This window comes from Pseudomonas sp. UW4 (assembly GCF_000316175.1).
GTDB lineage: Bacteria > Pseudomonadota > Gammaproteobacteria > Pseudomonadales > Pseudomonadaceae > Aquipseudomonas > Aquipseudomonas laurylsulfatiphila.
Window position 1 is genome coordinate 1,439,284 of record NC_019670.1, and the last position, 24,295, is coordinate 1,463,578.

Here is a 24,295-nt window from a genome sequence, read left to right on the forward strand (position 1 = left end):
GGCCCCAAAACCTGCAACTTCGGCGAACCAGAAAAACCGCGATCACCGAGTTTACGACTGCTTCGCAGCCGAACGGGGGCAAGCCCCCTCGCCACAAAAGCGGGTTTGGTGCAGTAGACGGCTTGCAATGCGCTGAGGGCCGGTTAAGGTTCAGCACAGGTTTATCTGCCCCCACGAGTCTTTATGTTCAAGCGCTCCACCCTTCAAACCCTCGCTTTCCTGCTGCTGACCGGTGCCGCGTTGTCGGCCCGTGCCGATTGGTACCTGGATGGCGAGTCTTCACGCCTGTCGTTTGTCAGCACCAAAAACGCCAATGTTTCCGAAGTGCAGCGCTTTCTGGTGCTGCACGGCAAAGTCGATCCCCAGGGGCTGGCGCAGGTGGAAGTCGAGCTGGAGTCGATCAACAGCGGCATCCCGTTGCGCGATGAGCGCATGCGCAAGGAGCTGTTCCAGATCGAGCGGTTCCCCGACGCCTTGATCTCCACGAAAATCGATCTGCGCCCGATCAACGACCTCGCTCCCGGTGCACAGCTGGAGTTGCGCCTGCCGCTGATGGTCGACCTGCACGGCAAACAACACCAATACCAGGCCGAACTGCTGGCCACCCGTCTCGATGACCGGCGCTTCCAGGTGGTGACCCTCGAACCGCTGGTGATCAACGCCGAGGATTTCGATCTGGCACCGGGTCTGGAAACGTTGCGCAAAATGGCCGGCCTCTCGGCCATCAGTCTTTCGGTGCCGGTGGGTGCGGTGCTGATTTTCACGGCGCGTTGACATGGCCGGAGCGATTTTTCCCTGGCGCGAAGGCAACCACTTCGAACTGCTGATCGATGGCCCGCAGTTTTTCCCGCGCATGCTGGTGGCGATTGCCCGGGCTGAAGAACAGGTGGAGCTGGAGCTGTATCTGGTGGAGGCGGGTGCCTGTGCCGAAGCCATGGTCCAGGCATTGGTTCAGGCCGCCGAGCGCGGTGTGCGGGTGCGCTGCCTGTTCGATGATTACGGCAGCCTCGCCTTCACCCTGGCCTTGCGCCAGCGGCTGATGGCCGCCGGGGTGGAGCTGCGTTTCTACAATCGTCTGAGCTGGCGCCGCTGGGTCGGCAACTTCTACCGTGACCACCGTAAATTGTTGCTGGTGGACCAGAGCCTGGCCGTGGTCGGGGGCACGGGCGTCACCGATGAGTTCTGGACGCCGGGCGAAGACGTCAGCGAATGGCACGAAGTGATGGTGGAAATCACCGGCCCGCTGGTGCTCGATTGGCAGCTGCTGTTCGATCGTCAGTGGATCGCCAACCGCCATCGTCGCGCCTGGCGACCGGCCTCGCATTTCGGCTTGCCGCGCTTACCCCGTGTACCGGCCAGTGGCGATGGTATGGGCCGGGTGGCCTATGCCGATGCCCGTCAACACCGGGACATTCTGCAATCGCTGGTGCGCGCCCTGAACAGCGGTCACCGACGGATCTGGCTGGCCACGCCGTACTTTCTGCCGACCTGGAAAGTGCGCCGTTCCCTGCGCCGGGCGGCTGCCCGCGGCGTGGATGTGCGCCTGCTGCTGACCGGCCCGCGTACCGATCACCCCTCCGTGCGCTATGCCGGCCATCGCTACTATCCGCGACTGCTCAAGGCCGGGGTGGAGATCTACGAATACCAGCCGTGTTTCCTGCACCTGAAAATGGTCCTGATCGACGACTGGGTGAGCATCGGTTCGTGCAACTTCGATCACTGGAACCTGCGCTTCAACCTGGAAGCCAACCTGGAAGCACTGGACCCCGGATTGACCCGAGCGGTAGCGGCGAGCTTCGAGCACGACTTCGCCCTGAGCCAGCAAGTCAGCCAGGAAGAATGGAAGCGTCGACCGCTGTGGCGGCGGATCAAGCAGCGGGTGTGGGGATGGGTGGATCGGGTGGTGGTGAATCTGCTGGATCGGAGGGGCTGATCTCGGGTTTCTGAACACCACAAACCACTGTGGGAGCGAGCCTGCTCGCGAATGCGGTCTGCCAGTCGACATCATCGTTGACTGACACACCGTCTTCGCGAGCAGGCTCGCTCCCACAGGGTTAATGCGGTGTAACGGGGTTAGAGCAACTCAAAACTCTGCTGCGTCACGTCCTCTGAATCCAGGCCGATCTGCACGTTGAACTTGCCCGGCTCCGCAGCGTACTTGAGCTGGGTGTTGTAGAACTTCAGGTCGTCCTCGGTGATGGTGAAGTGCACGACCTTCTGTTCGCCGGCCTTGATCATCACCTTCTGGAAGTTCTTCAGTTCCTTGATCGGGCGGATCATCGAGCCTGCCACGTCCTGGATGTACAACTGCACCACGGTTTCGCCGTCGCGCTTGCCGGTGTTTTTCACCGTGACACTGGCGTCGAGCTTGCCGGTCTTGTTCAACGTGGTCGACGACAGCGCCATGTCGCTCAGGCTGAACTCGGTGTAGCTCAGGCCGTAACCGAACGGGTACAGCGGGCCTGTGGTGTCATCGAAGTACTGCGAGGTGTAGTTGCCCGGCTTGCCCGGGGTGAACGGCCGGCCAATGGTCAGGTGGTTGTAGTAGGTCGGAATCTGGCCGACCGAACGCGGGATGCTGATCGGCAGTTTGCCCGACGGGTTGTAGTCGCCGAACAGCACGTCGGCGATGGCGTTGCCGCCTTCGGTGCCGGTGAACCAGGTTTCGAGGATCGCGTCGGCCTGTTCTTTCTCCTCGAGGATCGTCAGCGGGCGGCCGTTCATCAACACCAGCACCAGCGGTTTGCCGGTGGCTTTCAGGGCACGGATCAGCTCGCGCTGGTTTTCCGGGATGTTCAGGTCGGTGCGGCTCGACGATTCGTGGGACATGCCACGGGACTCGCCAACGGCGGCAACGACGACATCCGCATCCTTGGCCGCTTTCACCGCTTCGTCGATCAGCACGTTTGCCGGACGCGGATCATCCACCACTTCCGGGGCGTCGAAGTTGAGGAAGTTCAGGTAACCGAGGATTTTCGGGTCGCTGGTGATGTTGGCGCCACGGGCGTAGATCAGCGTCGATTTATCGCCCAGGGCGTTGGTCATGCCGTCGAACAGGGTGACGGACTGCGCAGGCCTGCCCGCGGCGGCCCAACTGCCCATCATGTCGATGGGCGCCTTGGCCAGCGGACCGACCAGGGCGATTTTCGCGGTCTTCTTCAGCGGCAGGGTCTCGTTCCGGTTCTTCAACAGCACCTGGCTGCGGCGCGCCACATCACGGGCCTCGGCGCGGTGCAGGCGGCTGTCGGCGTAGGTGTCGACTGGATCGTCCTCGGCCTTGCCGATGCGCAGGTACGGGTCCTTGAACAGGCCCATGTCGTACTTGGCGTCGAGCACTGCACGCACGGCGTTGTCGATGTCGCTCTGCTGGATCTCGCCAGACTTCAGCAGCCCAGGCAGCTCTTTGCCGTACAGGGTGTCGTTCATGCTCATGTGGATGCCGGCCTTGATCGCCAGCTTCGCCGCTTCGCGACCGTCGGCGGCAACGCCGTGCTTGATCAGCTCGAAAATCGCCCCGTGGTCGCTGACGGCCAGGCCCTTGAAACCCCACTCCTTGCGCAGCAGGTCGTTCATCAGCCAGGTGTTGGCGGTGGCCGGCACGCCGTTGACCGAGTTCAGCGCGACCATGACCCCGCCAGCGCCGGCATCGATGGCGGCGCGGTACGGTGGCAGGTAGTCCTGGTACATCTTGACCGGGCTCATGTCGACTATGTTGTAGTCGCGGCCACCCTCGACCGCGCCGTACAGGGCGAAGTGCTTGACGCTGGCCATGATGCTGTCGGCCGCGTTCGCGCCAGTACCCTGGAACGCCTTGACCATCACGCCGGCAATGCGCGACACCAGGTAGGTGTCTTCGCCGAAGCCTTCGGAGGTGCGGCCCCAGCGCGGGTCGCGGGAGATATCGACCATCGGCGCGAAGGTGATGTCGAGGCTGTCAGCCGCGGCTTCCTTGGCGGCGATGCGCCCGGACAGACCGATGGCATCCATGTCCCAACTCGAGGCCAGGGCCAGCGGGATCGGGAAAATGGTGCGGTGGCCGTGGATCACGTCGTAGGCGAAGAACATCGGGATCTTCAGGCGGCTGCGCATGGCCGCGTCCTGCATCGGCCGGTTTTCCGGACGGGTGATCGAGTTGAACGTACCGCCGATGTTGCCCGCCGCGATTTCCTTGCGGATCATTTCGCGAGGCATTTCCGGGCCGATGCTGATCAGGCGCAACTGGCCGATTTTTTCATCGAGGGTCATTTGCTTCATCAGGTTGCTGACGAAGGCTTCCTTGTTCTCCAGGGGTGCGGGCGTCGTGGCGGCCAATACGTTATGACTGGCCAGGCTGACGAACAGGCCCAGCAAACACAGCTTCTTCATGAATAGTTTTCTCAAGGGCCCAAACGGCGATATGCACGCCGGCCAGCCAAAATTTAGGGAGCGTCTATTGTTGTTCGGGTGCTGGCTCAAAAAAACAGAGCCAAAAAACGACAGCCAGGTGGCGGATGCGTTTTCACGCAGGGCCTCTTTTTAGCCCATCAGCCCGTTGCAATCCAGAGGCGCGGGCGATTATGCCCCAAGAGCCGGCCTAGAAGGTTTCACGGTCGGTTTTTTCATGAATGTACAAGGGAGCGACATCCTGATGAATGCAAGTCCAACCTACCGCTCGCGTTTGCAGGTAGTCACGCTGCTGATGCTGGCCACGTTGCTGACCGCCTGCGGCATCAACAATATCCCGACCCTCGACGAACAGGCCAAGGCCGCCTGGGGCCAGGTGCAGAACCAGTATCAGCGGCGCGCCGATCTGATTCCCAACCTGGTGGAAACGGTCAAGGGCTACGCAAAACATGAAGAAGAGACACTGACCGCGGTGATTGAGGCGCGGGCCAAGGCCACGTCGATCCAGGTGGATGCCTCGACCCTCGACAACCCGGAAAAGCTCAAGCAGTACCAACAGGCCCAGGATCAGCTCAGTGGTGCCTTGAGTCGTTTGATGGTGGTCTCCGAGCGTTATCCGGACCTCAAGGCCAACCAGAACTTCCTCGCCCTGCAATCGCAGCTCGAAGGCACCGAGAACCGCATCAGCGTGGCCCGGCGCGATTTCATCCTCGCGGTGCAGAAATACAACACCGAGATCCGCACCTTCCCTGGTCGCCTGTGGCACACGGTGATGTACAGCGACCTGCCGGTGCGTGAAACCTTCGAAGCCACGCCGGGTTCGGAAAAGGCCCCTGAGGTCAAGTTCTGAGTACAGCTTGTGCGTCACTACGGAAGAGGTAGCCAATGCGCGTGTTGAAAACGGGCCTGATGCTGTTGTTGTGGATGGTGGCGATCACGGCTCGGGCCGAACTGAGTTTTCCGGCGCTGACCGGGCGGGTGGTCGACAACGCGCAGATGATCGAACCAGCGGTGCGCGAGCAGCTCAGCCAACAGCTTCAGGCCCATGAACAGGCCACCGGCGAGCAGCTTGTGGTCGTGACGTTGCCGGACTTGCAGGGCACCGACATCGCCGATTTCGGTTACCAGCTCGGCCGCCACTGGGGGATCGGGCAGAAGGACAAGAACAACGGCGCCCTGCTGATCATCGCCCGAAACGAGCGCAGGTTGCGTATCGAAGTCGGATATGGCCTGGAGGATCGCCTGACCGACGCCCAGAGTTCAGTGATCATCAACCAGGTCATCACCCCGGCGTTCAAGACCGGCAACTTCAGTAAAGGCATCAGCGACGGAGTGGCGGCGATGCTGGTGGTGCTGGGCGGCAACCCCTTGGACGAACCCTCCACGGCGTATGAGTCCAGAGGCGATCCAGGGGACGATTTCGTCTCGCGACATCCCGGCTTGTTGGTGTTTTTGGTGATGCTGTTCATCCTGACTGTTTTTGTGTGTCAGATGCTCGGTATCCTTCCCGCCGGCCGGGGCGGCTCCGGAGGATCCGGGGGCGGTTTTGGCGGTGGTGGATTTGGCGGCGGCGGTGGAGGCGGAGGCTTCAGCGGCGGCGGAGGCAGTTTCGGCGGCGGCGGTTCGTCCGGCGGCTGGTGATAATAAAAATGAGCAGGCAATTCACGACATGGCATTACTGACTGAACACGAACAACGCAAAGTCGCCGAGGCAATCGCCCGGGTCGAGCGCGACACCGACGCAGAACTGGTGACCGTGCTCGCGGCCCGCGCCGACGACTATGCGTACATCCCGTTGCTGTGGGCCAGCCTGCTGGCGCTGCTGGTGCCGGGCATCGTGCATTACCTCAGCGGTTGGCTGACCCTGCACAGCCTGCTGCTGGTGCAATGGGCCATCTTCATCGTCCTGTGCCTGGTGTTCCGTCTGCCGAAAGTCACTACCCATCTGGTCCCGCGCTCGGTGCGCCACTGGCGCGCCTCGAACCTGGCGCGCCGGCAGTTCCTGGAGCAGAACCTGCACCACACCGAAGGCAGCACCGGTGTTCTGATTTTCGTCTCCGAAGCCGAGCGTTATGTGGAGATTCTGGTGGATGAAGGCATTTCCAGTCGGCTGGACAACAAGAACTGGGATGCCATCGTCGCCACCTTCACCCAACAGGTGAAGCAGGGGCAGACGTTGCAAGGTTTTGTCAGCTGCGTCGAAGCCTGCGGCGAGCTGCTCAAGGTGCATGTGCCCGTGACCCACGTGCGCAATGAGCTGCCGAACCGCTTGGTGGTACTCGGCTAAGTCCTCCCTGGCGTTGTGTAGCGCTTGCCGCTACAACTCCCGTCAATTGTCCGGGTTCAGCCTTGTCGTCAGTATTTCTCTCCAACAGTGGACGCCCAGCGACGGGCGTTCCCGCGAAGAGGGATTCTTATGGCAACCCGACAATCGATTGACTCTTTGGCACGTGCAGCCAATGGCGCTGGGGAAAACAAGCCCAAGGCGAAACTGACGGCGAAAGAAACGCAAGTCCTGATGTGGTGTTTCAAGGGCAAAACTTCCTGGGAAATCGCCAGGATCGAGAATTGCACGGAATCTACCGTCAATTTTCACTTCGCCAATATTCGCCGAAAGTTCGACGTCAGCTCCCGCACTTGCGCATTGCTCAGGGCGATCGAGTCGGGAGCGATCCAGGTGGATTCGGTCGTTGCGCGAGGTGCGCATGAGCCTGACTGATTCGGCATACAACGGCATCAATGGGCTCATGTTGGGAATGGGGATTGCAACGCTGCCAGTGGTCAATGGCGAGGTACTGTTCGGTGCGATGCTCGGCGCGTGGCTGGTCACCACCACTCGCACCAGCTTCAAGGCCTGGCAGCGCATCGGTTCCTGGTTGCTGTCTGCGGGTGTCGGTTACCTCTTTACGCCTGTCGCACATCCGCTGGCGCCATTTCTGACAGAAGGTGTAACGGCCTTTCTTTGTGCGCTGATCGTTATTCCCATCAGCATCAAGCTCATGCAATGGGTCGATGGTGCCGGTATCGGCGAAATCATTCGACACCTGAGAGGACGAAGATGATGGTCCGTGAATGGGGTTGTCTTGATATCCGGAACGGGAAGCCATGCAACTTCGGATGACACAGTTCATCAGGTTTCATTCGAAGGTTTGAGTGTTGCCAGGATGGTGGCCATTTCGGAAAGCCTGAGTTCCATATCACGCAGTCGTTGCTTTTCCTCGAGTGCGTTTTGTATGGCGCAGCGATCGTTTTCGTCGAGCAACCGCCAGAGCGCGAGAATGGTGTTTTCCCGTGTGGTGTTTTCCTGACCACTCTCCGAAGAATCAGTAATTGTTTGTCTCAAAATCGGCCCTTCGCCCAGCAACAGCCAGTCAAGGGATATTCCCCGGGTTTGCGCGATTTCTACGCATAATGAGTAAGGTGTGCTGTCACGGCCTCGCCAGCTACTAAGGGTTTGCGGGCTGATCTGTAGCGCGGAAGATAAAGAAGCATCGGTTTTTGTACCGGTAACTTGCTTTAGACGAGCCAGAACAGCTTGTGATTTTTTGCTACGCAATTTGAGCCGCTTCCTTTTGACATATGCTTTTTGAGTGCCTAATTTATGCGTAATGAGTACTTTTTTCTTGTAAGTAATCAATCATCAAAGATGAGTCAGAAGAATACGATGTCGAAACTTCCTAATGGTATCAGGGGGATTTCCTACGAGCATGGCTCGACCCCATTACGCGTCTGCCCGATGCAGTTCCTTATGCCTGGCAGACACTGTTCGCAAGCCCGGAGTGCCGCGATGAACGCCTCAAGCAGTATTGCGTTTGATCAGGTTGATTGCCACCCAATGACCCTCGGGATTCAAGCATGAGTACTTATAAAATGGTGTGCCCGCACTGCTTGAGCCGGATGCGCATCCGCACCAGCGAAGGCCGGCATATTTTCCTGCGGGTGGCGTATCTGCAATGCACGTCGGAAGCTTGCGGTTGGTCCGTGCGTGCCGAATTTGAAATGACCCATGAGCTTTCGCCCAGTGGCATGCCCAATCCGGCCGTACGCCTGCCTTGCGCCGGACCCGATTTGCGTCGTGCCTCCCGGCCTGTTGCCGTCGGTCCTGACACGTCAGAAGCGCCACAGGAGACTTGAGCATGAAGGTTACCGATGAAAATGCAGGTCTGAATGAGGAGTTATTGGCTATTGCCCAGGCGTTTCTGGGGCGTCATGAAAGTGAAGGGGGGATCGATGATCAAGTCCTGTTCTGTCGCGCGGTGAAGCATCTGCAGAGTATGGATGTACCGATGTTCCTGGCCGAAAGGCTGGTAAGCCGTGCCTATGGCTTACTCAAGTCGTGCAATGATCGTCGGCGCCTGGACATCGATGCAAGTTCCGAAACGGTCGCCGTGGTGACCGACCCTGCCAATGGCCTGACCTGGGCAGTGCCAGTGGGACTGATCGTCAAACACATCATTAATTCACCGAACAATCGCAAGCTTCGTCTGGTGGAACCCTGAGGTTCAACGCTTGTATCGAGGTCCTGGGCTGCGTGACTGGGACCTGCCACAAAATAACCCCGTGCCCAAAGTCCTCGTCCCCCTTAAAATACCGGCATTCTCCGATTTGCATCGCCTGAGGCCGTTTTTCCATGTCCGTCACTGCCACTCCCGCCAGCCTCGCGCCGGATCATCACGCCCAGTTCATCGAACTGCTGCAAGCCAGCCTCGAGCACAATGCGTTCATCAAACTGGTGCTGGCCAAGTACGCGGGCGATGAAACGGACCTGCAGCGGATCATCATCAAGCCGGTGACGGTCAAGGCGCAGCCTTGCCTGTCTTTCGTCTATCGCTACAAGACCCGCGATATCACCAAGAACCTGCCGCTGGCCGAAGGCGTGGCGAGCATTGCCGGGTTGCTGCCGGCGTCGTTCAAAAATGCGCATTTGTTGTCGTTGACCGACGAAGCCCAGCTCGAATACAGCAAAAAGGGCAAGTCATCGCTGTTCAAGAGCAAACCTCAACAATTGCGCGAAGTGCCATCGGCCGAGCACAACCGTGAAAAAAACCGTTTTCTTGACCTGAGCCGGCCGTTTCTCGCCGACCTGGGGGTGACCAACAAGCAGCATGAACTGATCCCGGCGATGTCGCGCAAGTGGAAGCAGATCAACAAGTTCATCGAAGTGTTCAGCCATGCACTGACCTCGTCACCCCTGGCCCTGGACAAACCGGTGCGTGTGGCGGACTTCGGTTCGGGCAAGGGTTACCTGACCTTCGCCATCCACGATTACCTGCGCAACACCTTGAAGGCCGAAGGCGAGGTGACCGGTGTCGAGCTGCGTGAAGACATGGTCACCCTGTGCAACACCGCGGCCGCCAGGCTTGAGCACCCCGGCCTGGTGTTCAAGTGCGGTGACGTACGCAGCGTGGCACCGAGCGAGCTGGACGTGATGATCGCCCTGCATGCCTGCGATATCGCCACCGACTATGCGATCCACACCGGTATCCGTTCCGGCGCGTCGATCATCATGTGCTCGCCTTGCTGCCACAAACAGATCCGCCTGCAAATCCAGAGCCCGGCGCTGCTCAAGCCGATGCTGCAATACGGCTTGCACCTGGGCCAGCAGGCGGAGATGGTCACCGACAGTTTGCGCGCGTTGTTCCTTGAGGCCTGCGGCTACGAGACCAAGGTGTTCGAGTTCATCTCGCTGGACCACACCAACAAGAACAAGATGATCCTGGCGGTCAAGCGCGCCGAACCGGTGGAACCGGCCCAGCTATTGGCGAAGATTCAGGAGCTGAAGGATTTCTACCACATCAGCGAGCATTGTCTGGAAACGTTGCTGCGCGCTGACGGCTACCTCTGATTCTGTGGGAGCGGGCTTGCTCGCGAAGGCGTTGGGTCAGTCGATATTGGTGTTGAATGTGGAGCGGTATTCGCGAGCAAGCCCGCTCCCACACTGGGTTTGATTGCGGTCTTGCGCCCCAGCATCACCGTCACAATGACCCCACCGGCAAACAGCCAGGTGATCGGCTCCACATGTTCACCGAAGAACAGCGCCGAGAAGGCGATGGTGAAGAATATCTGCAACAACTGAATCTGGCTGACCCGGGCAATGCCGCCCATGGCCAGCCCGGCGTACCAGGCGAAGAAGCCGATGAACTGCGAAAACAGCGAGACATAACCGAAGGCCCACCAGGTCCTGGCGGAAATCCCGCCCTGGTGTTGCAGCGCCAGATACACCACCGGGCCGATCAGCAGCGGCGTCGACAGTACCAGCGCCCAGCAGATCACCTGCCAGCCACCCATCTCCCTGGCTAGTCGGCCTCCCTCGGCGTAGCCCAGTCCGCCCACGGCAATGGCGCCAAGCATCAGCAGGTCACCGGCCTGAATGCTGCCGGCACCGCTGATCAGCGCATAACCGAGTACCAGCGCACTGCCCAATGCGGCGCAGGCCCAGAACGCTTTCGAAGGCCGTTCATGTGATAGCCACGCGGCGTACAGCGCCACGCACAGCGGCTGCAAACCATTGACCAGAGCGCCGTGGGACGCCGGCAAGGTTTGCATGGCCCAGGCCGACAACACCGGGAAACCGAGAATCACCCCGGCCATCACCAGCGTCAGGCCTTTGACCTGTTTCCAGGTCGGCCACTTTTCCCGGTGCCACAGCAACAGCAACGCCGCCGGAACCGCCGCAAACAGTGCCCGGCCCAGGCCGTTGAGCAGCGGGTGGAGTTCCTGCACGACGATCCGCGTGAAGGGCAGGGTGAGGCTGAAGATCACAACGCCGAGCAGGCCCAGGGCCATGCCGGTGTTTTCGCGCGAGGACATGATGGCAACCAGAATTTTGGGTGATGAGGTAAGGCTCCATATAGCCATAAACCATGGGTTGTCCGCTGTTACAGCTAGGCACAGACTTATCCGTACAGTTTGCGGGCCTCTTCGCGAGCAAGTCGGATCGCCGCACCGCCGCTCCCACATTGGAATGCGTTCCCCCTGTGGGAGCGGGCTTGCTCGCGAAGAACGATAACGCGGTCCATCAGGTAGTAGCCGGTTGTTACCCGGCCCGCCGGATAAGGACTACCTTGAATACTCCTGCACGCCCACTTCCAGAGGAGTCCTCCCCATGGCTGCGAAAAAAATTCTGATGCTGGTTGGTGATTACGTCGAAGACTATGAGGTGATGGTGCCGTTCCAGGCGCTGCTGATGGTCGGTCACACGGTGCACGCCGTTTGCCCGGACAAGTCTGCGGGCCAGACCGTGCGCACGGCGATCCATGACTTTGAAGGCGACCAGACCTACAGTGAAAAGCCCGGTCACCTGTTTGCCCTCAACTTCGATTTCGCCAAGGTCAACGCCGCCGATTATGACGCCGTGCTGATTCCGGGCGGCCGCGCGCCGGAGTATCTGCGCCTGAACGAAAAGGTCCTGGAGCTGGTGCGCGCATTCGACAAGGCCGGCAAGCCGATCGCCGCCGTGTGCCATGGCGCGCAGTTGCTGGCGGCAGCGGGTATTCTCGAAGGCCGTGAATGCAGCGCTTATCCGGCCTGCGCTCCGGAAGTGCGCCTGGCGGGCGGTACGTATATCGACATCCCGGTGACGGACGGCCATGTTCAGGGCAATCTGGCCACGGCGCCGGCCTGGCCTGCGCACCCGAACTGGCTGGCCGGTTTCCTGGGGTTGCTGGGTACCAAAATCACGCTGTAACGAGGGACATGTCCATGTGCGAGCTGTACGTCAAAGCCGACCCGATTCTTTACGAATCGCGCTCCCGCTCGCTGCGCATCTGCGGGGTGGTCACCACCCTGCGGCTGGAAAATCAGTTTTGGGACATCCTCAGCGAAATCGCCGAGGTCGACGGCATGACCACCAATCAGTTGATCGCCAAGCTGTATGAAGAGGTGATGGACTATCGCGGCGAGGTGGTCAATTTCGCTTCGTTCCTGCGGGTGAGTTGTACGCGGTATCTGAGCCAGCGGCGGACGCAGGCGCCGGAGTTGTCGGTGGTGCGGGCAGTGGCGAAGTAGTCAAAACTGCGTCGACCCCTTCGCGGGCAAGCCCGCTCCCACAGGGATTACGCTGATCCTGTGGGAGCGGGCTTGCTCGCGAAGGGGCCGGTACAGGCGACAGAAACATTTGGCTGTTCTTTACTGTGAAGCGCACAACCTCTCAATCGCCAAGGAGAAACAGCATGTCCGGATGGTATGAAGTGAGCAAAAGCAGCAATGGCCAGTTCAGGTTCGTCCTCAAGGCGGCCAACGCCGAGACCATTCTGACCAGCGAGCTGTACACCACCCACGCCGCCGCCGACAAAGGCATCGCCTCGGTCCAGGCCAACAGCCCGCTGGATGAGCGCTACGAGAAGAAAACCACCAAGGATGGCCATCCGTATTTCAACCTAAAGGCCGGTAATCACGAAATCATCGGCAGCAGCGAGACCTATTCCTCCGATGTCGCCATGGAGAAAGGCATCGCCAGTGTGAAAGCCAATGGCCCGAGCAAGGTGGTCAAGGACAAGACCCTGCCGGTGCTTTGATCACTACTTTCAAATCCAGTACAAATCCCTGTGGGAGCGAGCTTGCTCGCGATGGCGGTCTGACAGTCAACATCTGTGTTGAATGTAATGGCCTCATCGCGAGCAAGCTCGCTCCCACAGGGGGGTGTTTAACCTGAATTCAGCGTAAGGCTTCGAGTAGGCCTTGAAGCTGACTAACCCCCGCCTCACCCAACGGAAACACCGGCAACCGCGGATCCCCTACCTCCAGACCCGTCGCCCGCAAACCCGCCTTGATCGTCGCCGGCAAGCCACCCTTGAGAATGAAGTCCAGCAGCGGCAACTGGCGGTAGAACAGCTCCCGCGCCTTGACCAAATCGTTGGCCAGCACTGCATCATACAAATCAAGGTTGAGTTGCGGGATCAGGTTCGGCGCAGCGGTGCACCAGCCTTTCGCGCCAGCGGCAAAGGCCTCCAGGGCCAGCGGATTGCAGCCGTTGTAGAACGGCACCTGGCCGTCGCCGAGACGTTGCAGTTGATGCATGCGCTGGATGTCGCCGGTGCTCTCCTTGACCATGGTCACGTTTTCCACGGCCTTGACGATGCGCAGGATCAGGTCCACCGACATGTCGGTGCCGCTGGTGGCCGGGTTGTTGTAGAGCATGATCGGCACGCCGATGCTGTCGCCGATGGCGCGGTAATGAGCAAGGATTTCCGCTTCACTGAGTTTCCAGTAGGACGCGGGCAGCACCATCACCACATCGGCGCCATGGGCTTCGGCGAAGCGCGCGCGACGCACCGCTTTGGCGGTGGTCAGGTCGGACACGCTGACGACGGTCGGCACGCGTTTGGCCACGTGCTTGATACTGAATTCGCTGACCTGATCCCACTCCGCGTCGCTCAGGTAGGCACCTTCACCGGTGCTGCCCAGCGGTGCGATAGCGTGCACGCCGCCCTCGATCAGGCGGTCGATGGAGCGCCCGAGGGCGTCCAGGTCAACGCCTTCGCCATGGGCGGTGAAAGGGGTGATGGTGTAGCCGATGATGCCGTGAATGTTGGCGGTGGACATGGTGTATCTCCGTTCAAAAAGGTCTGGGGTCAGTTCAGGCAATCGGCGTGTTGGCGCAGGCTCTGCCGGGCGTAGTAGTTGAAAGCGGCGGCGTGACGTTTCGGCCGGGCAATCCAGTCATGGGCTTCACGGCCCAGCGCGGGGATGATCGGCTTAATGGTCCCGGCGCTCATCGCCAGCAATTGCAGCTTCGCGGCACGTTCGATCAGTTGCGCGATGACACAGGCTTCCTCGATGGTATTGCCGGTGGACAATTGGCCGTGGTGCGAAAGCAGGATCGCCCGCTTGTCGCCCAACGCCCCGGCAATCAACTCGCCTTCCTCGTTGCCCACCGGCACACCTGGCCAGCCTTCGAGAAACGCACAGTCTTCATAGAGCGGGCAGAGGTCCATGTGGGAAATCTGCAACGGTACTTCCAGCATCGACAAGGCTGCAACGTGGGTCGGATGGGTGTGGATGATGCAGTTCACATCCGGACGGGCGCGGTATACCCAACTGTGAAAACGATTGGCCGGGTTGGGCATGCCGTGGCCTTCCAGCACCTCCAGGTCTTCGTTGACCAGCAGCAGGTTGCCTGCGGTGATTTCGTCGAAACCCAGGCCCAGTTGTTGAGTGTAGTAAGTGCCGGGCTGCGGGCCACGGGCGGTGATTTGCCCGGCAAGACCGGAATCGTGACCGTGCTCGAACAGAATGCGGCAGGTCAGGGCCAGCTTTTGCCGGGCGGTCCACGTATTATCCGCCAGGGTATTTTGCATTTGGCTCAGCGCGTGCTTGACCAGTTGCTCTTTGGGCAGTGCTAATGTCTTGGCCATATCGGTGTCCTTTGGGTGATTCAATGGACGTCGGGTTTGCCGCTCACCGGTTCCTCGCAAAGTCGTCGGTGAGCGCAAATGACACTAAAGAGCCTAAATGACACAATGTGTCATTGGCAAGGACAAATCGTTGCCTCCTTGATGGATAAATCGCTCCACATGTCTATCCGTTTGAAATTACTAAGAAAAAAACTTGGCGTGACGTTGGAAGCGCTGGCCGAACAATCCGGCATGACCAAGAGTTACCTGTCGAAAGTCGAGCGCGGGTTGAACACGCCATCGATTGCGGCGGCGTTGAAACTGGCCAAGGCGCTGAACGTGAAGGTCGAGGAATTGTTCTCTGAAGACAACGCCGGCCTCGACAGCTACAGCCTGGTGCGCAGCCACGAGCGGCAACCTTTGGGGGCCAGCGGCAACAATCCGGGTTACGCGGTGCTGGCCCATCAGGTCAGTGAACGCAGCCTGCTGCCGTTCATCATTTACCCGCCGGCGGAGTTCACCGACAAAACCTTCAAGGAGCATCTGGGCGAGGAGTTTCTGTTCGTCCACGAGGGGCGGGTGGAAGTGGACTTCATGAGCGAGCGCGTGCTGCTCGATCGTGGGGATGCGCTGCACTTCAATGCGCAAAAACCGCACCGGATTCGTTCGGTGGGTGAGGTACAGGCGCAGTTGCTGGTGGTGGTGCACAGCACCGAGGAATGAGTCAACCTTAAAAGCTTCGCGAGCAGGCTCCCACAGGGGTCATGTACTTTACTGTGGGAGCGAGCCTGCTCGCGAATGCGTCAGATCAGTCGCCGCTAAACCTCGACTGGAACGGTCAGCTTCGGGCCACCCAACGCATGGCTCTTGGAATCAAAAAACCGCAACTCAACCCCCGTCCCCTCAAACACCTTCGCGTAATGCCGCTTCTGGTGCTGGATGAAGGCCTTGCTGCGCGGGTAAATCGAGATCGCCAGCACCTGCGGTTTCGCCAGGCGCAAGGCGTGGATGATATGGCTGTCCTGCTCCCCCAGCGCATGGCCGAAGATGCACAGCGCCTGGCCGTGACCGAGCAATTGCTCGTAGCAGAACGACAGATAATCCGAACTGCGAATGGTCTTGAGCTTGTCCGCACTCGGCCCTTCGTTGACGAACAGCGGCACGTCGTCGAGGGTCTTGATCGTGTTGTTGATGGCGAAGTTGCCCAGCAACGTGCCCTCGGTCGACATCAGCTTGCGCGCCGTGCCGTCCTGGTTGCGCACCAGGTGCAGACCGCCGTGCAGGTACAGCAAACGGGTTTTGTCGGTGGCCGTGTCGCTCAGGTCGAAAGCGGGTTCGGCACCCTGGAACAGATCGGTGATCGCCTCGGGCCGGTGTTGCACCGCCCAGTAGTTGATCAGGTCGTAATTGGTGGTGAACACCGTGCGGTAGCTGGCCAGTTCCTGATTAATGGTCGCCAGCGTCGAAGGCACCACCAACCGCCACGGGATATGCACCGCATGCACGGTGTTGATCAGCGCTTCCTTGATCGCGTAATAGCGATTGCGCGGGGCGGCGGAGCTGACGGCAAGCGCCTTGTTGACCCGGCTGGTGGTTTTTAACGCGCTCAGTACCTGCTCGAAACTGCGGGTCTGCATCGCGTCGAACACGCTCAGCTCGGACGGGCTCAGGGGTTTTTCTTCAACGGTGCGGGCATTTTCGAACAGCGACTCGTAGCCGAAATCGTCCCATACCGCGCGACTGGCACCGTTGCCCACCAGCAAACCACTGAACGAAGCGGTGCTGCGCAAGGCGTTCCAGTCTTCAAGTTGGGCGTCGACATCCTGGAAATCGGTCATTGCGGTCTTCGTCTCACGGCAAAAGGTCTTCGGGCGGCGACTTTATCACGACCGGCTGCCCGACCACGGCACGACGCGGGCGAAGAGCGTTATGCTGCGACTTCGCCGAGTACCCGTTGCTGCAAAAAAGCCTGATCCGCCGTCTCGATGCGGGGATGAAGTTCTTCGACGATCTGTAAGTCGATGTTGCGGGACCTGATATAGACTGGCCACCATTTACCCAGCAGTACAAAAGGACGCCCCATGACCCCATCGCTACTAATGGCCGTGCTTGCCTCGGGATTTATCTACGGCATCACCCCGGGACCGGGCGTGCTGGCAGTGTTCGGCATTGGCGCAGCCCATGGGCGACGGGCCGGGGCGGGGTTTCTGTGCGGGCATTTGCTCGGCGATGTGATCTGGTGCAGCACGGCGTTGATCGCGATTGTCGGTGCGCGGGAGATCGGCAGTACCGCGTTCGACGTGCTGGGTGTGCTCAGCGGCCTGTACCTGTTCTGGCTCGGCTGGCGTGCGGTGCGCGCCCGGCGCAGCAATGGCGATGCGCCACAGGGTCCGGCGCGGCAGCCGTTCTGGCATGGCATTCTGTTCGGCCTGACCAATCCCAAGGCTTATCCGGTGGCGGTGGCGACATTCACGGCGCTGTTGTCGAGCCGCGCGGAACTGCTCAACTGGTCAATGCTGCCAGCACTGATCGGCCTGAGCTTTGTCGGTGGATTGCTCGCCTACGCTATCCTCATCGGCATCGTTGGGGCTCGGCGGGTGCGCACTTTGTATCAACGTCATGAACTGGCGATCACCCGGTTGTGCGGGGTAATGTTCATCGGCTTTGCCATCAACGCGCTGGTCCATGCGTTGCCGGGGCTGATGCCGAACAAGGCTTGAATGTGATGACAAGGACGACCGGGCAGGGATGATTGATGAGCGCTGCATTATCGGGACACCCACGCTGAACCATGGAAAACCGTAATTCCGCGCCACTGGCGAGCTATATCGATTTGTTGCTGGACGCCGTTTGTGCGGTGGACAAGCAGGGCCGCTTCGTCTTTGTCAGTGCGGCGTGCGAGCGCATTTTCGGCTACAGCGCCGATGAAATGATCGGTCAAATGATGATCGACATGGTGCACCCCGCAGATCGCTTGCGTACCCTCGATGCCGCCCGGGAAATCATGGGCGGCGAGCCCAAGCTCAACTTCGAAAACCGCTACCTGCGCAAGGATGGCCGTGTGGTGCACATCCTCTGGTCGGCACGTTGGTCCGAAGTTGACCAGTTGCGCATTGCCGTGGCGCGCGACATCACCGAACGCAAGCAGGCCGAATCCCGGCAGGCCGCGTTGTATGCGATATCCGAAGCGGCCCACGCGGCGGAGGATCTGCTGGCGTTGTTCAGGCGCATCCACATGATCATCGGCGAGTGGCTGCCGGCGCTGAATTTTTCCGTGGCGCTGTACGACGAGCACTGTGCGCAGCTGAATTTCCCTTATCACGTCGATGACCAGGAGCCACAACCCGAAGTGCCCGGGACCATGACCGGGCGGGTGTGCACCGAAGTGATCCGCACGGGACAGCCGATCCTTTTGACCCCGAACCCGTGCACGCCGCCTGCCGGCTTCGAAGCGCTGATGACCGGGCAGAACGCACCCTGCTGGCTGGGTGTGCCGCTGAACTCGCAGAACGGCACCATCGGCGCGTTGATCGTCAAAAGCGTTCCGGGCGGCGAGCGCTACACCGAGCAGGACAAGGAATTGCTGCAGTACGTCTGCGCCCAGGTCGCGACGGCCATCGAGCGCAAACAGTTGCATGCCCGCCTGCAACACTTGGCCCAGTACGACCAACTGACCCAGTTACCCAACCGTGAACTGTTGCGCGACCGCCTCAAGGCGTCACTGCAATTGGCCCGTATGGACGGCGGGCGCATGGCCCTGTTGTACGTCGACCTCGACCGCTTCAAGCAAGTCAATGACACCCATGGCCATGCGGTCGGTGACATGCTGCTGCAAGCGGTGGCCAACCGGCTCAAGGGCTGCGTGCGGGAAACCGACACCGTGGCCCGCATTGGCGGCGATGAATTCGTGGTGTTGCTGCACCGCATTCATGCCGCAGACGATACCGACATCGTGGTCGGAAAAATCCGTCAGGTCCTGGCCCGGCCCCTGCGTCTGGACGGGCACAACCTGAGCATCCATCCAAGCATCGGCGTCGCCCGATACCCCGAACACGGCACTGAAGAGAAGCAGTTATTCCGGTATGCCGACGAGGCGATGTACTGCGCCAAACGTGAGCATCACCTGCGAATGGTCTGATAGTCCGTACACCGTTCGTCGTGCTATCCCCGCATTTTTCTAAACCTTTTGCGACGCGCAAATTCAGATTCTATGCGGGCGCCAGCTCGCCGCGACTATCACCAAGAGGAAGAGAATCATGCCTAATTCAAGAAACTCGAACTCGGGAAATTTCGCCAACGATCGAACGAAGGCGTCTGAAGCCGGTCGCAAGGGTGGGAAAACCACCACGACGACTGTCGATAAAGAACCTGCGAAACCCGACATGGGCCGCAAACCCGGACAGAAATCCAAGTAATGGATGCAGGTGGTTTTGATTGAGAAGCGGGGGCGCAAGCTCCCGTTTGAATTTGAAAAAGGAGGGCGCGACCATGAAACGGATGGCCACCCGATTATGTAATGCCAGTATTGCCACATTACTGGGCCTGTTTGCCAGCAACGTCTTCGCCCAGTCCCCCGCCGAATTCATCGACGATGCGTCGGCCCAGGGCATGGCCGACATCGAGGCCAGTCGCCTGGCACACCAGAAGTCCGAGTCCAAAGAGGTCAAGGACTACACCATCGTCGTCATCAACGACCGCACCACGGCGAACCAGCACCTGGCGAAAATCGCCAGACAACTGGATTTGCCGGTAGCGCCGCGCGAAGAAATCGTCGAAAAGGCCAAAGCCCTGATGCCACAAGTCATGAACGGGGCAACCTTCGATGAGGCCTATACGGCCAGCCAGGTGAAGACCACGCAGCAAGCCATCGAACGGTTGCAGCAGGAAGCGCAGACCACCGACGTGCCGCAAATCAAGGCGTTCGCCGAAGAAACTCTGCCAAAATTGCAAAATCATCTGCAAATGGCCAAGGCCCTGCAAGCCAGAAGCTGATCATCAGCAATTGTTCAGATTTTGCTGACCTTTTTCCTGGACGACGGTGCCGTCCAGGTCAATGGTCAGGCCTTCGCCAAGGCTGCGGTAGTGCTTTCTCAGTTTCTCCAGCTCAAACGTGAAAAGGTAGTTTTCTGAAACCTTTGGCGGCGCTCGCCGCGGTATCGTAGCGACCCGAGGACAACGCACCGACAGGAGAACGCAATGAGTTGGTCCGCCAAACAGTACGTCGCTTTTGAAGATGAACGCACCCGTCCCGCCCGAGACCTGCTGGCGGCCATCCCCGCCGGGGATGTGCGTTCGGCCATCGATATCGGTTGTGGCCCCGGTAACTCCACCGAGTTGCTGGTCGAGCGCTTTGCCAACGCCACGGTCCGCGGCCTGGACAGTTCGTCCGACATGATCGAGGCCGCACGCAAGCGCTTGCCGCAGGTGCAGTTCGACATCGCCGACATCGACACCTGGAACGACACAGGCCCCTTCGATGTGATTTTCGCCAACGCCGTGTTGCAGTGGCTGCCCGATCACGCGGCGCTGTTTCCTTCACTGGTGAGTAAATTGGCACCGGGTGGCAGCCTGGCGATCCAGATGCCCGACAACCTCAATGAACCTTCTCACCGCTTGATGCGTGAAGTCGCCGCTGACGGTCCTTGGGCCGGCAAACTGGCAGGCGCCGCCGGGCAGCGGACCGAGATGGCCGATGCCAGTGGTTATTACTCGATACTCAAGGCCTGTTGCTCGCGCGTCGATGTGTGGCGCACCACTTACCACCATCCGCTGGCGGGTGGCGCGTCTGGCGTGGTGGAGTGGTTCAAGGGCAGTGGCTTGCGGCCGTTTCTCGAACCGCTGGACGAAGCGGAACGGGCGCAGTATCTGAAGCAATATCAAACTGCTATCGAGCGGGCGTATCCGGCCTTGGCCGATGGGTCGGTGCTGCTGCCGTTCCCGCGACTGTTTATCGTCGCGACTCGCTGATGCACAGAAGGGACGGTTGATCAGTGTCTTCCGTCCCTTTTTCAGGCTCTTCATGTAATCCCGGGAAACATGGATAGCGCAATACCTGTAGGAGCCGGCTTGCCGGCGATGGACTCGAGTGCGCCGCGTTTATCCAGTTCACACGCGTGATCGTTAACGACCATCGCCAGCAGGCTGGCTCCTACTTTTTTTTCGAGCGTCTGGCGCTTAAGTATTCAAAAGCAAACGAGGCAAAGCCGAACAACCCGATCAATGAAATGATCATGATTCCCAACTCTGAATTGTGCATGTCGATCTCGTGGCGAAGGGTGAGCCGGGAGAATAAGGGATCTATTTCCGGGCTCAACGCCGCGCTACGGTTTCTTTATTCGCGTGCCGGGATCTATACGCAAAAGATACGAGCGTGGCTCAGCGCTGAACGCCGACCAGCATCATCATCGGCCGCTCCCGCTCTTCGGCCAGCGCCGGTTGCGCCGCCACCTCGGCATCGCTCGGCCCCCATTCGTTGACATGGCGAATGCTGAAACCCGCTGCAATCAGCAGGTTGAGCAAGGTGCCAATGGTGCGATGCTGCTTGATCACACCCTCGGCCAGCCAGTTGGTCACGCGCTCGCCTTCACGCTGATAACCGTCCACCGGCCAACGCTTGCAGCCCTCGGCATCGATGATCCAGCCAGGATTACGCGGTGCCATGAAGATCGGGTGCTCGATGGAAAACACGAACTGCGAACCGGGCTTGAGCGCCGCGTGCACATTGGCGAACAACCCCGGCAAGTCCTTGATGTAGTGCAACGCCAGGGAGCTGTAGGCCTGGTCGAAACCGCCGGCGGGCAGATCGAGGGCTTCCAGGTCGGCGCGCTCATAACGGATGTTTGCTGCCGCGGTGGTTTTGCGCGCCTGCTCCAGCATCTTTTGCGAAACATCCAGACCGAGCACGCTGTCAGCGCCTTGATCACTGGCCCAACGACAAAACCAGCCGTAACCGCAACCGAGATCCACCACCTTCAAGCCCTGCATTGTACGTTTACCAGAGACCAGAACTTGCTTGGCAGTTCGTTCAGGCAAGAGAGCTTACGGAGGGCAGGAATATTCCGTTGCAGGAGTTTGCGAGACAGTTTATCGCAGCGAGGAGGAACGTGATTGAGCTCAAACGTTTGTACGGTGATCAAATCCATATCGATTTATTGATTAAAAACTTTGATGGAGGCAGTCAATGGGTAGAGCTCGACGCCAGTGGCGATACGATTGACGCTCTGGTCCCTCAGACCTATGATCAGGTTCAGCTCGTTGAGCTGTTAACAGAGGCATGAAATCAATGAGTACAGCCAAGGCCAAAAAAACCAGTGCGTTGACTGATTTTTTTCTAACACTTCAGCCGAAGCAAGGCGAGAAATCTTGATGGGCGTGATTAGCAAGGCTAACGCCTCTCAACGTGATGTCGTTCAGAAAGCAGAAGCTATAAAAGCAGCTAAGGCCGCTGCCCCGACGGGCTGATCTTTCATCACAACGCCAATTCAAAGTCCAGCTCAATGCTGGGCTTTTTTGCATATTACTTCCTGGAAAATCCACCTTCGTTCAGTCAGATCGTTACCAGGTCGTACATCGGTCTGTATCACCCAAATTCCGCCCACAAAAACCGGTCACATCGGACCGGCCTTTTTGTGTATTCATATCTCCCGTCACTCAACTCTCAAACGCTGAACGCACCGCGTCCACAACACGTTGCGCCATTCGGTCATCTTCAAGTGGTGGATAGCCTTTCTTCAGCTTTCCGGACACCACCCAGCCGTTCTCCTTGATCGAACGGATGATCCGGTTGGCATCCTGATCCGGCATCTCGAGCACTTCTTTGAGTTGTTCCTGCGCTCGCTGAAAGATCATTAAAACTCGTGCTTCATCCGCCATCTCCGTACGAATCGTGTGCTCGACGACGCGAGCGGTGTACAAGACGTGTTCGGTCAGGTCTGGGTAGCGCCAGGCAAAGCCTGCGTCTTTGTATTCATCGAAGATGAAATTGCTGGGAGTTCCGTCCTCATAGGTCACGAGTTCGCCAAACCGATAAGCCGCCGCGTAACGGCGCATAAACGGTCGTGAAAACACCTCGAGCGTACGGTCGTAGCCTGCCCTGAAATCGATCGAACTGGTGATAGTGGCTGACACGGGCAGGATCACGCCGTCGGGCACTGCCTTGTCCCTGATCAAGGTGTCGTTGATCAGGAAGCGGTGAATCCGGCCGTTGCCGTCACGCATGGGATGGATGTACACGAAGCCGAATGCTAGCACTGCGGCGCGTGCCACGGACTCGGCACCCCGCGTTGCGACCTCGAACTCGTTGAGGCCTTCCAGTAGAGGGGCAAGTTCTTCAAAGTGCGGGGCAATGTAATGCACGATGTCCTCGCGCATTGTGGCCTGACCTACAAATACCGGGGAGCGCCGCAAGCCGAGCCCAATGGCATCTCGCCCCAGAATGCCGGCTTGCAGGGAACGCAGGCTGTCATTGCTCAATGGGGCTTCGATATGGCCGCAGTGCTGGGCAATGACATGCGCAAAACGCTGGATGCGATCAGCCTGGTCGGCCTCTTTTTCGATGAGAAAGCTGGCTCGTGACTCCTTGAACGTCAACCAACTGGCCGTACGCATCAAGATATCGGCACCAAAGGTTCGATCCAACTCCTTCAACGCCGCGCCGAGATCGAATTGCAGAGCCTCTTTGACTGCCGTCGTACGACGAACCAAAGGGCAAAAACCGGGTGTACCGGGCAGGTTGTTTTTGACTCGCCAACGTCGAACTCGTGGTGCTTCACTACGGGTGAGGTAGTCCTGCGCAGAAAGTGCATCGACATAGCCACCGTTGGTTACGTCTGGCACATCCAGACTTTGCCCTGTCAGCCATTCGTAGAGAAACCCCGTGCGGCGAGCATATTGGCCAAAAGGCTCTCGTCGGCACCAGGCTTCGACAGGGGCGGGTCCGGTCTTTGCAAACAAGCGAGCAAAGAATTCGAGATGGATTTCTTCGTATTTGAGGCCGAATTCGAAATGCCCTGAGAAATCGTCGGCAGGCCGGTAGCTCGGGGGATACTGATTCTGCGTATGCCCGCTACTTTCGCGACTGACACGTGTCGTGCCAATCGTCGATTCGACGCGCAGTGGCTGTGCCAGAACGATGTCGTACTGGTTTGCGAGTGCCTTTAAACCGACCTGCATTAACGAAATCCTTTACTGGGGCGATAAAAACGCTAACGAAAAGCTGATTTTACACGAAAACGTTAATTTCACGGAGAGTGAAAAGGCTAACGGTCACCGAAATTCGCTAACAAATCCCCATCATGTGAAAAAAACGCTAACGGGACTTTTATAGTAGTCGCTTCTGCACAGGAGCGCTTTGCGTATGGGAGGGCGCGAGGCAAGCCTTCTAAACGAAAAAAGTTGCGCAAGGTTCGGATGAGAAGGAACCCCTATACCAGCGAGTTCCCCCAAATCGCGGGCACAAAAATGTATGGTCAGCCCGTCTCCTGCAACCTCTTTGGCTGTTTTCGGTAAAGCTGGCTTGCGCTAATGTATTCGGGCTCGTTGTGAGCGTTGCTGTAACAACGCTCGGCCCTCGATGAGTA

28 protein-coding genes and 2 pseudogenes are annotated in these 24,295 nt (G+C 59.2%); 22 read left to right on the top strand and 8 right to left on the bottom strand.

The window, feature by feature from the left end:
• The first annotated feature begins 183 nt into the window (after window positions 1-183).
• Both PPUTUW4_RS06265 and PPUTUW4_RS06270 read left to right on the top strand, forming a co-directional pair.
• Entirely contained in the window at window positions 184-774 is a 591-nt protein-coding gene (locus tag PPUTUW4_RS06265; RefSeq protein ID WP_015093866.1) for a YceI family protein, read from the top strand.
• A 1-nt stretch (window position 775) separates the two neighbouring features.
• Window positions 776-1,933, top strand: a complete 1,158-nt coding sequence (locus PPUTUW4_RS06270) for a phosphatidylserine/phosphatidylglycerophosphate/cardiolipin synthase family protein (protein ID WP_015093867.1) — start codon at window positions 776-778, stop codon at window positions 1,931-1,933.
• A 140-nt stretch (window positions 1,934-2,073) separates the two neighbouring features.
• On the opposite strand, the gene bglX is transcribed toward PPUTUW4_RS06270, so the two are convergent.
• A complete protein-coding gene (gene bglX / locus PPUTUW4_RS06275) occupies window positions 2,074-4,365 on the bottom strand; it encodes a beta-glucosidase BglX (RefSeq protein ID WP_015093868.1) in 2,292 nt (763 codons plus the stop codon).
• A gap of 262 nt (window positions 4,366-4,627) precedes the next feature.
• Between bglX and PPUTUW4_RS06280 the strand changes: the two genes are divergently transcribed.
• The 5 genes from PPUTUW4_RS06280 to PPUTUW4_RS06300 all read left to right on the top strand — a co-directional run bounded on the left by PPUTUW4_RS06280 (window position 4,628) and on the right by PPUTUW4_RS06300 (window position 7,445).
• Window positions 4,628-5,233, top strand: a complete 606-nt coding sequence (locus PPUTUW4_RS06280) for a LemA family protein (RefSeq protein WP_007976733.1) — start codon at window positions 4,628-4,630, stop codon at window positions 5,231-5,233.
• Window positions 5,234-5,268: 35 nt separating this feature from the next.
• Window positions 5,269-6,024 carry a TPM domain-containing protein gene (locus PPUTUW4_RS06285; protein WP_015093869.1) on the top strand — a complete coding sequence of 252 codons (756 nt, stop codon included), beginning with the start codon at window positions 5,269-5,271 and terminating at the stop codon, window positions 6,022-6,024.
• A 28-nt stretch (window positions 6,025-6,052) separates the two neighbouring features.
• Window positions 6,053-6,670 (top strand): TPM domain-containing protein, encoded by a 618-nt coding sequence (locus tag PPUTUW4_RS06290; RefSeq protein ID WP_015093870.1) that lies wholly within the window; start codon window positions 6,053-6,055, stop codon window positions 6,668-6,670.
• Between the two features lie 129 nt (window positions 6,671-6,799).
• On the top strand, window positions 6,800-7,102 hold the full coding sequence (locus PPUTUW4_RS06295) for a helix-turn-helix domain-containing protein (RefSeq protein ID WP_015093871.1): 303 nt from the start codon (window positions 6,800-6,802) through the stop codon (window positions 7,100-7,102).
• A complete protein-coding gene (locus tag PPUTUW4_RS06300) occupies window positions 7,089-7,445 on the top strand; it encodes a putative holin (protein ID WP_015093872.1) in 357 nt (118 codons plus the stop codon). The genes PPUTUW4_RS06295 and PPUTUW4_RS06300 overlap by 14 nt, the downstream gene beginning before the upstream one ends.
• A 68-nt stretch (window positions 7,446-7,513) precedes the next feature.
• Here PPUTUW4_RS06300 and PPUTUW4_RS27805 read toward each other — a convergent pair whose 3' ends face one another.
• A complete protein-coding gene (locus tag PPUTUW4_RS27805; RefSeq protein ID WP_144443067.1) occupies window positions 7,514-7,939 on the bottom strand; it encodes a helix-turn-helix domain-containing protein in 426 nt (141 codons plus the stop codon).
• A 299-nt stretch (window positions 7,940-8,238) separates the two neighbouring features.
• Here PPUTUW4_RS27805 and PPUTUW4_RS06310 point away from each other — a divergent pair, with 299 nt between their 5' ends.
• The 3 genes from PPUTUW4_RS06310 to PPUTUW4_RS06320 all read left to right on the top strand — a co-directional run bounded on the left by PPUTUW4_RS06310 (window position 8,239) and on the right by PPUTUW4_RS06320 (window position 10,228).
• A complete protein-coding gene (locus PPUTUW4_RS06310) occupies window positions 8,239-8,517 on the top strand; it encodes an ogr/Delta-like zinc finger family protein (protein ID WP_015093874.1) in 279 nt (92 codons plus the stop codon).
• Window positions 8,518-8,519: 2 nt separating this feature from the next.
• Window positions 8,520-8,882: a hypothetical protein gene (locus PPUTUW4_RS06315; protein ID WP_015093875.1), complete on the top strand. Its 363-nt coding sequence runs from the start codon at window positions 8,520-8,522 to the stop codon at window positions 8,880-8,882.
• Between the two features lie 131 nt (window positions 8,883-9,013).
• Window positions 9,014-10,228 (top strand): SAM-dependent methyltransferase, encoded by a 1,215-nt coding sequence (locus PPUTUW4_RS06320; RefSeq protein ID WP_015093876.1) that lies wholly within the window; start codon window positions 9,014-9,016, stop codon window positions 10,226-10,228.
• Here the strand turns inward: PPUTUW4_RS06320 and PPUTUW4_RS06325 are convergent.
• On the bottom strand, window positions 10,219-11,193 hold the full coding sequence (locus PPUTUW4_RS06325) for a DMT family transporter (protein WP_015093877.1): 975 nt from the start codon (window positions 11,191-11,193) through the stop codon (window positions 10,219-10,221). The genes PPUTUW4_RS06320 and PPUTUW4_RS06325 overlap by 10 nt on opposite strands.
• A gap of 295 nt (window positions 11,194-11,488) precedes the next feature.
• On the opposite strand from PPUTUW4_RS06325, the gene PPUTUW4_RS06330 reads away from it, so the two are divergent.
• The 3 genes from PPUTUW4_RS06330 to PPUTUW4_RS06340 all read left to right on the top strand — a co-directional run bounded on the left by PPUTUW4_RS06330 (window position 11,489) and on the right by PPUTUW4_RS06340 (window position 12,899).
• Entirely contained in the window at window positions 11,489-12,070 is a 582-nt protein-coding gene (locus PPUTUW4_RS06330) for a DJ-1/PfpI family protein (RefSeq protein ID WP_015093878.1), read from the top strand.
• 14 nt (window positions 12,071-12,084) lie between these two features.
• Complete coding sequence (locus tag PPUTUW4_RS06335) at window positions 12,085-12,390, top strand: ribbon-helix-helix domain-containing protein (RefSeq protein ID WP_015093879.1); 306 nt, start codon at window positions 12,085-12,087, stop codon at window positions 12,388-12,390.
• Window positions 12,391-12,554: 164 nt separating this feature from the next.
• Window positions 12,555-12,899 carry a YegP family protein gene (locus PPUTUW4_RS06340; protein ID WP_015093880.1) on the top strand — a complete coding sequence of 115 codons (345 nt, stop codon included), beginning with the start codon at window positions 12,555-12,557 and terminating at the stop codon, window positions 12,897-12,899.
• Between the two features lie 139 nt (window positions 12,900-13,038).
• Here the strand turns inward: PPUTUW4_RS06340 and PPUTUW4_RS06345 are convergent, their stop codons facing one another.
• Together PPUTUW4_RS06345 and PPUTUW4_RS06350 are read right to left on the bottom strand one after the other, a co-directional pair.
• Window positions 13,039-13,926: a dihydrodipicolinate synthase family protein gene (locus PPUTUW4_RS06345; RefSeq protein ID WP_015093881.1), complete on the bottom strand. Its 888-nt coding sequence runs from the start codon at window positions 13,924-13,926 to the stop codon at window positions 13,039-13,041.
• A 29-nt stretch (window positions 13,927-13,955) separates the two neighbouring features.
• Entirely contained in the window at window positions 13,956-14,738 is a 783-nt protein-coding gene (locus PPUTUW4_RS06350) for an aldolase (RefSeq protein WP_015093882.1), read from the bottom strand.
• A gap of 159 nt (window positions 14,739-14,897) precedes the next feature.
• Between PPUTUW4_RS06350 and PPUTUW4_RS06355 the strand changes: the two genes are divergently transcribed.
• Window positions 14,898-15,440: an XRE family transcriptional regulator gene (locus PPUTUW4_RS06355; RefSeq protein ID WP_015093883.1), complete on the top strand. Its 543-nt coding sequence runs from the start codon at window positions 14,898-14,900 to the stop codon at window positions 15,438-15,440.
• A 95-nt stretch (window positions 15,441-15,535) separates the two neighbouring features.
• Here the strand turns inward: PPUTUW4_RS06355 and PPUTUW4_RS06360 are convergent, their stop codons facing one another.
• Window positions 15,536-16,555: a DUF4917 family protein gene (locus tag PPUTUW4_RS06360; RefSeq protein WP_015093884.1), complete on the bottom strand. Its 1,020-nt coding sequence runs from the start codon at window positions 16,553-16,555 to the stop codon at window positions 15,536-15,538.
• On the opposite strand from PPUTUW4_RS06360, the gene PPUTUW4_RS28940 reads away from it, so the two are divergent.
• The 6 genes from PPUTUW4_RS28940 to tam all read left to right on the top strand — a co-directional run bounded on the left by PPUTUW4_RS28940 (window position 16,555) and on the right by tam (window position 20,684).
• A complete protein-coding gene (locus tag PPUTUW4_RS28940; protein ID WP_144443068.1) occupies window positions 16,555-16,734 on the top strand; it encodes a hypothetical protein in 180 nt (59 codons plus the stop codon). The genes PPUTUW4_RS06360 and PPUTUW4_RS28940 overlap by 1 nt on opposite strands.
• A 64-nt stretch (window positions 16,735-16,798) precedes the next feature.
• Window positions 16,799-17,437, top strand: coding sequence for a LysE family translocator (locus tag PPUTUW4_RS06365; protein ID WP_015093885.1), 639 nt, complete (start codon window positions 16,799-16,801; stop codon window positions 17,435-17,437).
• Between the two features lie 71 nt (window positions 17,438-17,508).
• Window positions 17,509-18,855: a GGDEF domain-containing protein gene (locus PPUTUW4_RS06370; protein WP_015093886.1), complete on the top strand. Its 1,347-nt coding sequence runs from the start codon at window positions 17,509-17,511 to the stop codon at window positions 18,853-18,855.
• Between the two features lie 118 nt (window positions 18,856-18,973).
• Window positions 18,974-19,132 carry a KGG domain-containing protein gene (locus PPUTUW4_RS27810; protein WP_007976786.1) on the top strand — a complete coding sequence of 53 codons (159 nt, stop codon included), beginning with the start codon at window positions 18,974-18,976 and terminating at the stop codon, window positions 19,130-19,132.
• Window positions 19,133-19,205: 73 nt separating this feature from the next.
• A complete protein-coding gene (locus PPUTUW4_RS06375; RefSeq protein ID WP_015093887.1) occupies window positions 19,206-19,709 on the top strand; it encodes a DUF4142 domain-containing protein in 504 nt (167 codons plus the stop codon).
• A gap of 204 nt (window positions 19,710-19,913) precedes the next feature.
• Entirely contained in the window at window positions 19,914-20,684 is a 771-nt protein-coding gene (gene tam / locus PPUTUW4_RS06380; protein WP_015093888.1) for a trans-aconitate 2-methyltransferase, read from the top strand.
• Window positions 20,685-21,092: 408 nt separating this feature from the next.
• Here the strand turns inward: tam and PPUTUW4_RS06385 are convergent.
• Window positions 21,093-21,701, bottom strand: a pseudogene (locus PPUTUW4_RS06385) (class I SAM-dependent methyltransferase); the annotation flags it as partial.
• On the opposite strand from PPUTUW4_RS06385, the pseudogene PPUTUW4_RS30470 reads away from it, so the two are divergent.
• Both PPUTUW4_RS30470 and PPUTUW4_RS30475 read left to right on the top strand, forming a co-directional pair.
• A pseudogene (locus PPUTUW4_RS30470) lies at window positions 21,701-21,784 on the top strand (zeta toxin family protein); the annotation flags it as partial. The pseudogenes PPUTUW4_RS06385 and PPUTUW4_RS30470 overlap by 1 nt on opposite strands.
• A 36-nt stretch (window positions 21,785-21,820) precedes the next feature.
• Complete coding sequence (locus tag PPUTUW4_RS30475; RefSeq protein WP_265102324.1) at window positions 21,821-21,994, top strand: hypothetical protein; 174 nt, start codon at window positions 21,821-21,823, stop codon at window positions 21,992-21,994.
• A gap of 373 nt (window positions 21,995-22,367) precedes the next feature.
• Here the strand turns inward: PPUTUW4_RS30475 and PPUTUW4_RS06395 are convergent, their stop codons facing one another.
• On the bottom strand, window positions 22,368-23,888 hold the full coding sequence (locus tag PPUTUW4_RS06395; RefSeq protein WP_015093889.1) for a Fic family protein: 1,521 nt from the start codon (window positions 23,886-23,888) through the stop codon (window positions 22,368-22,370).
• Window positions 23,889-24,295: the final 407 nt, after the last annotated feature.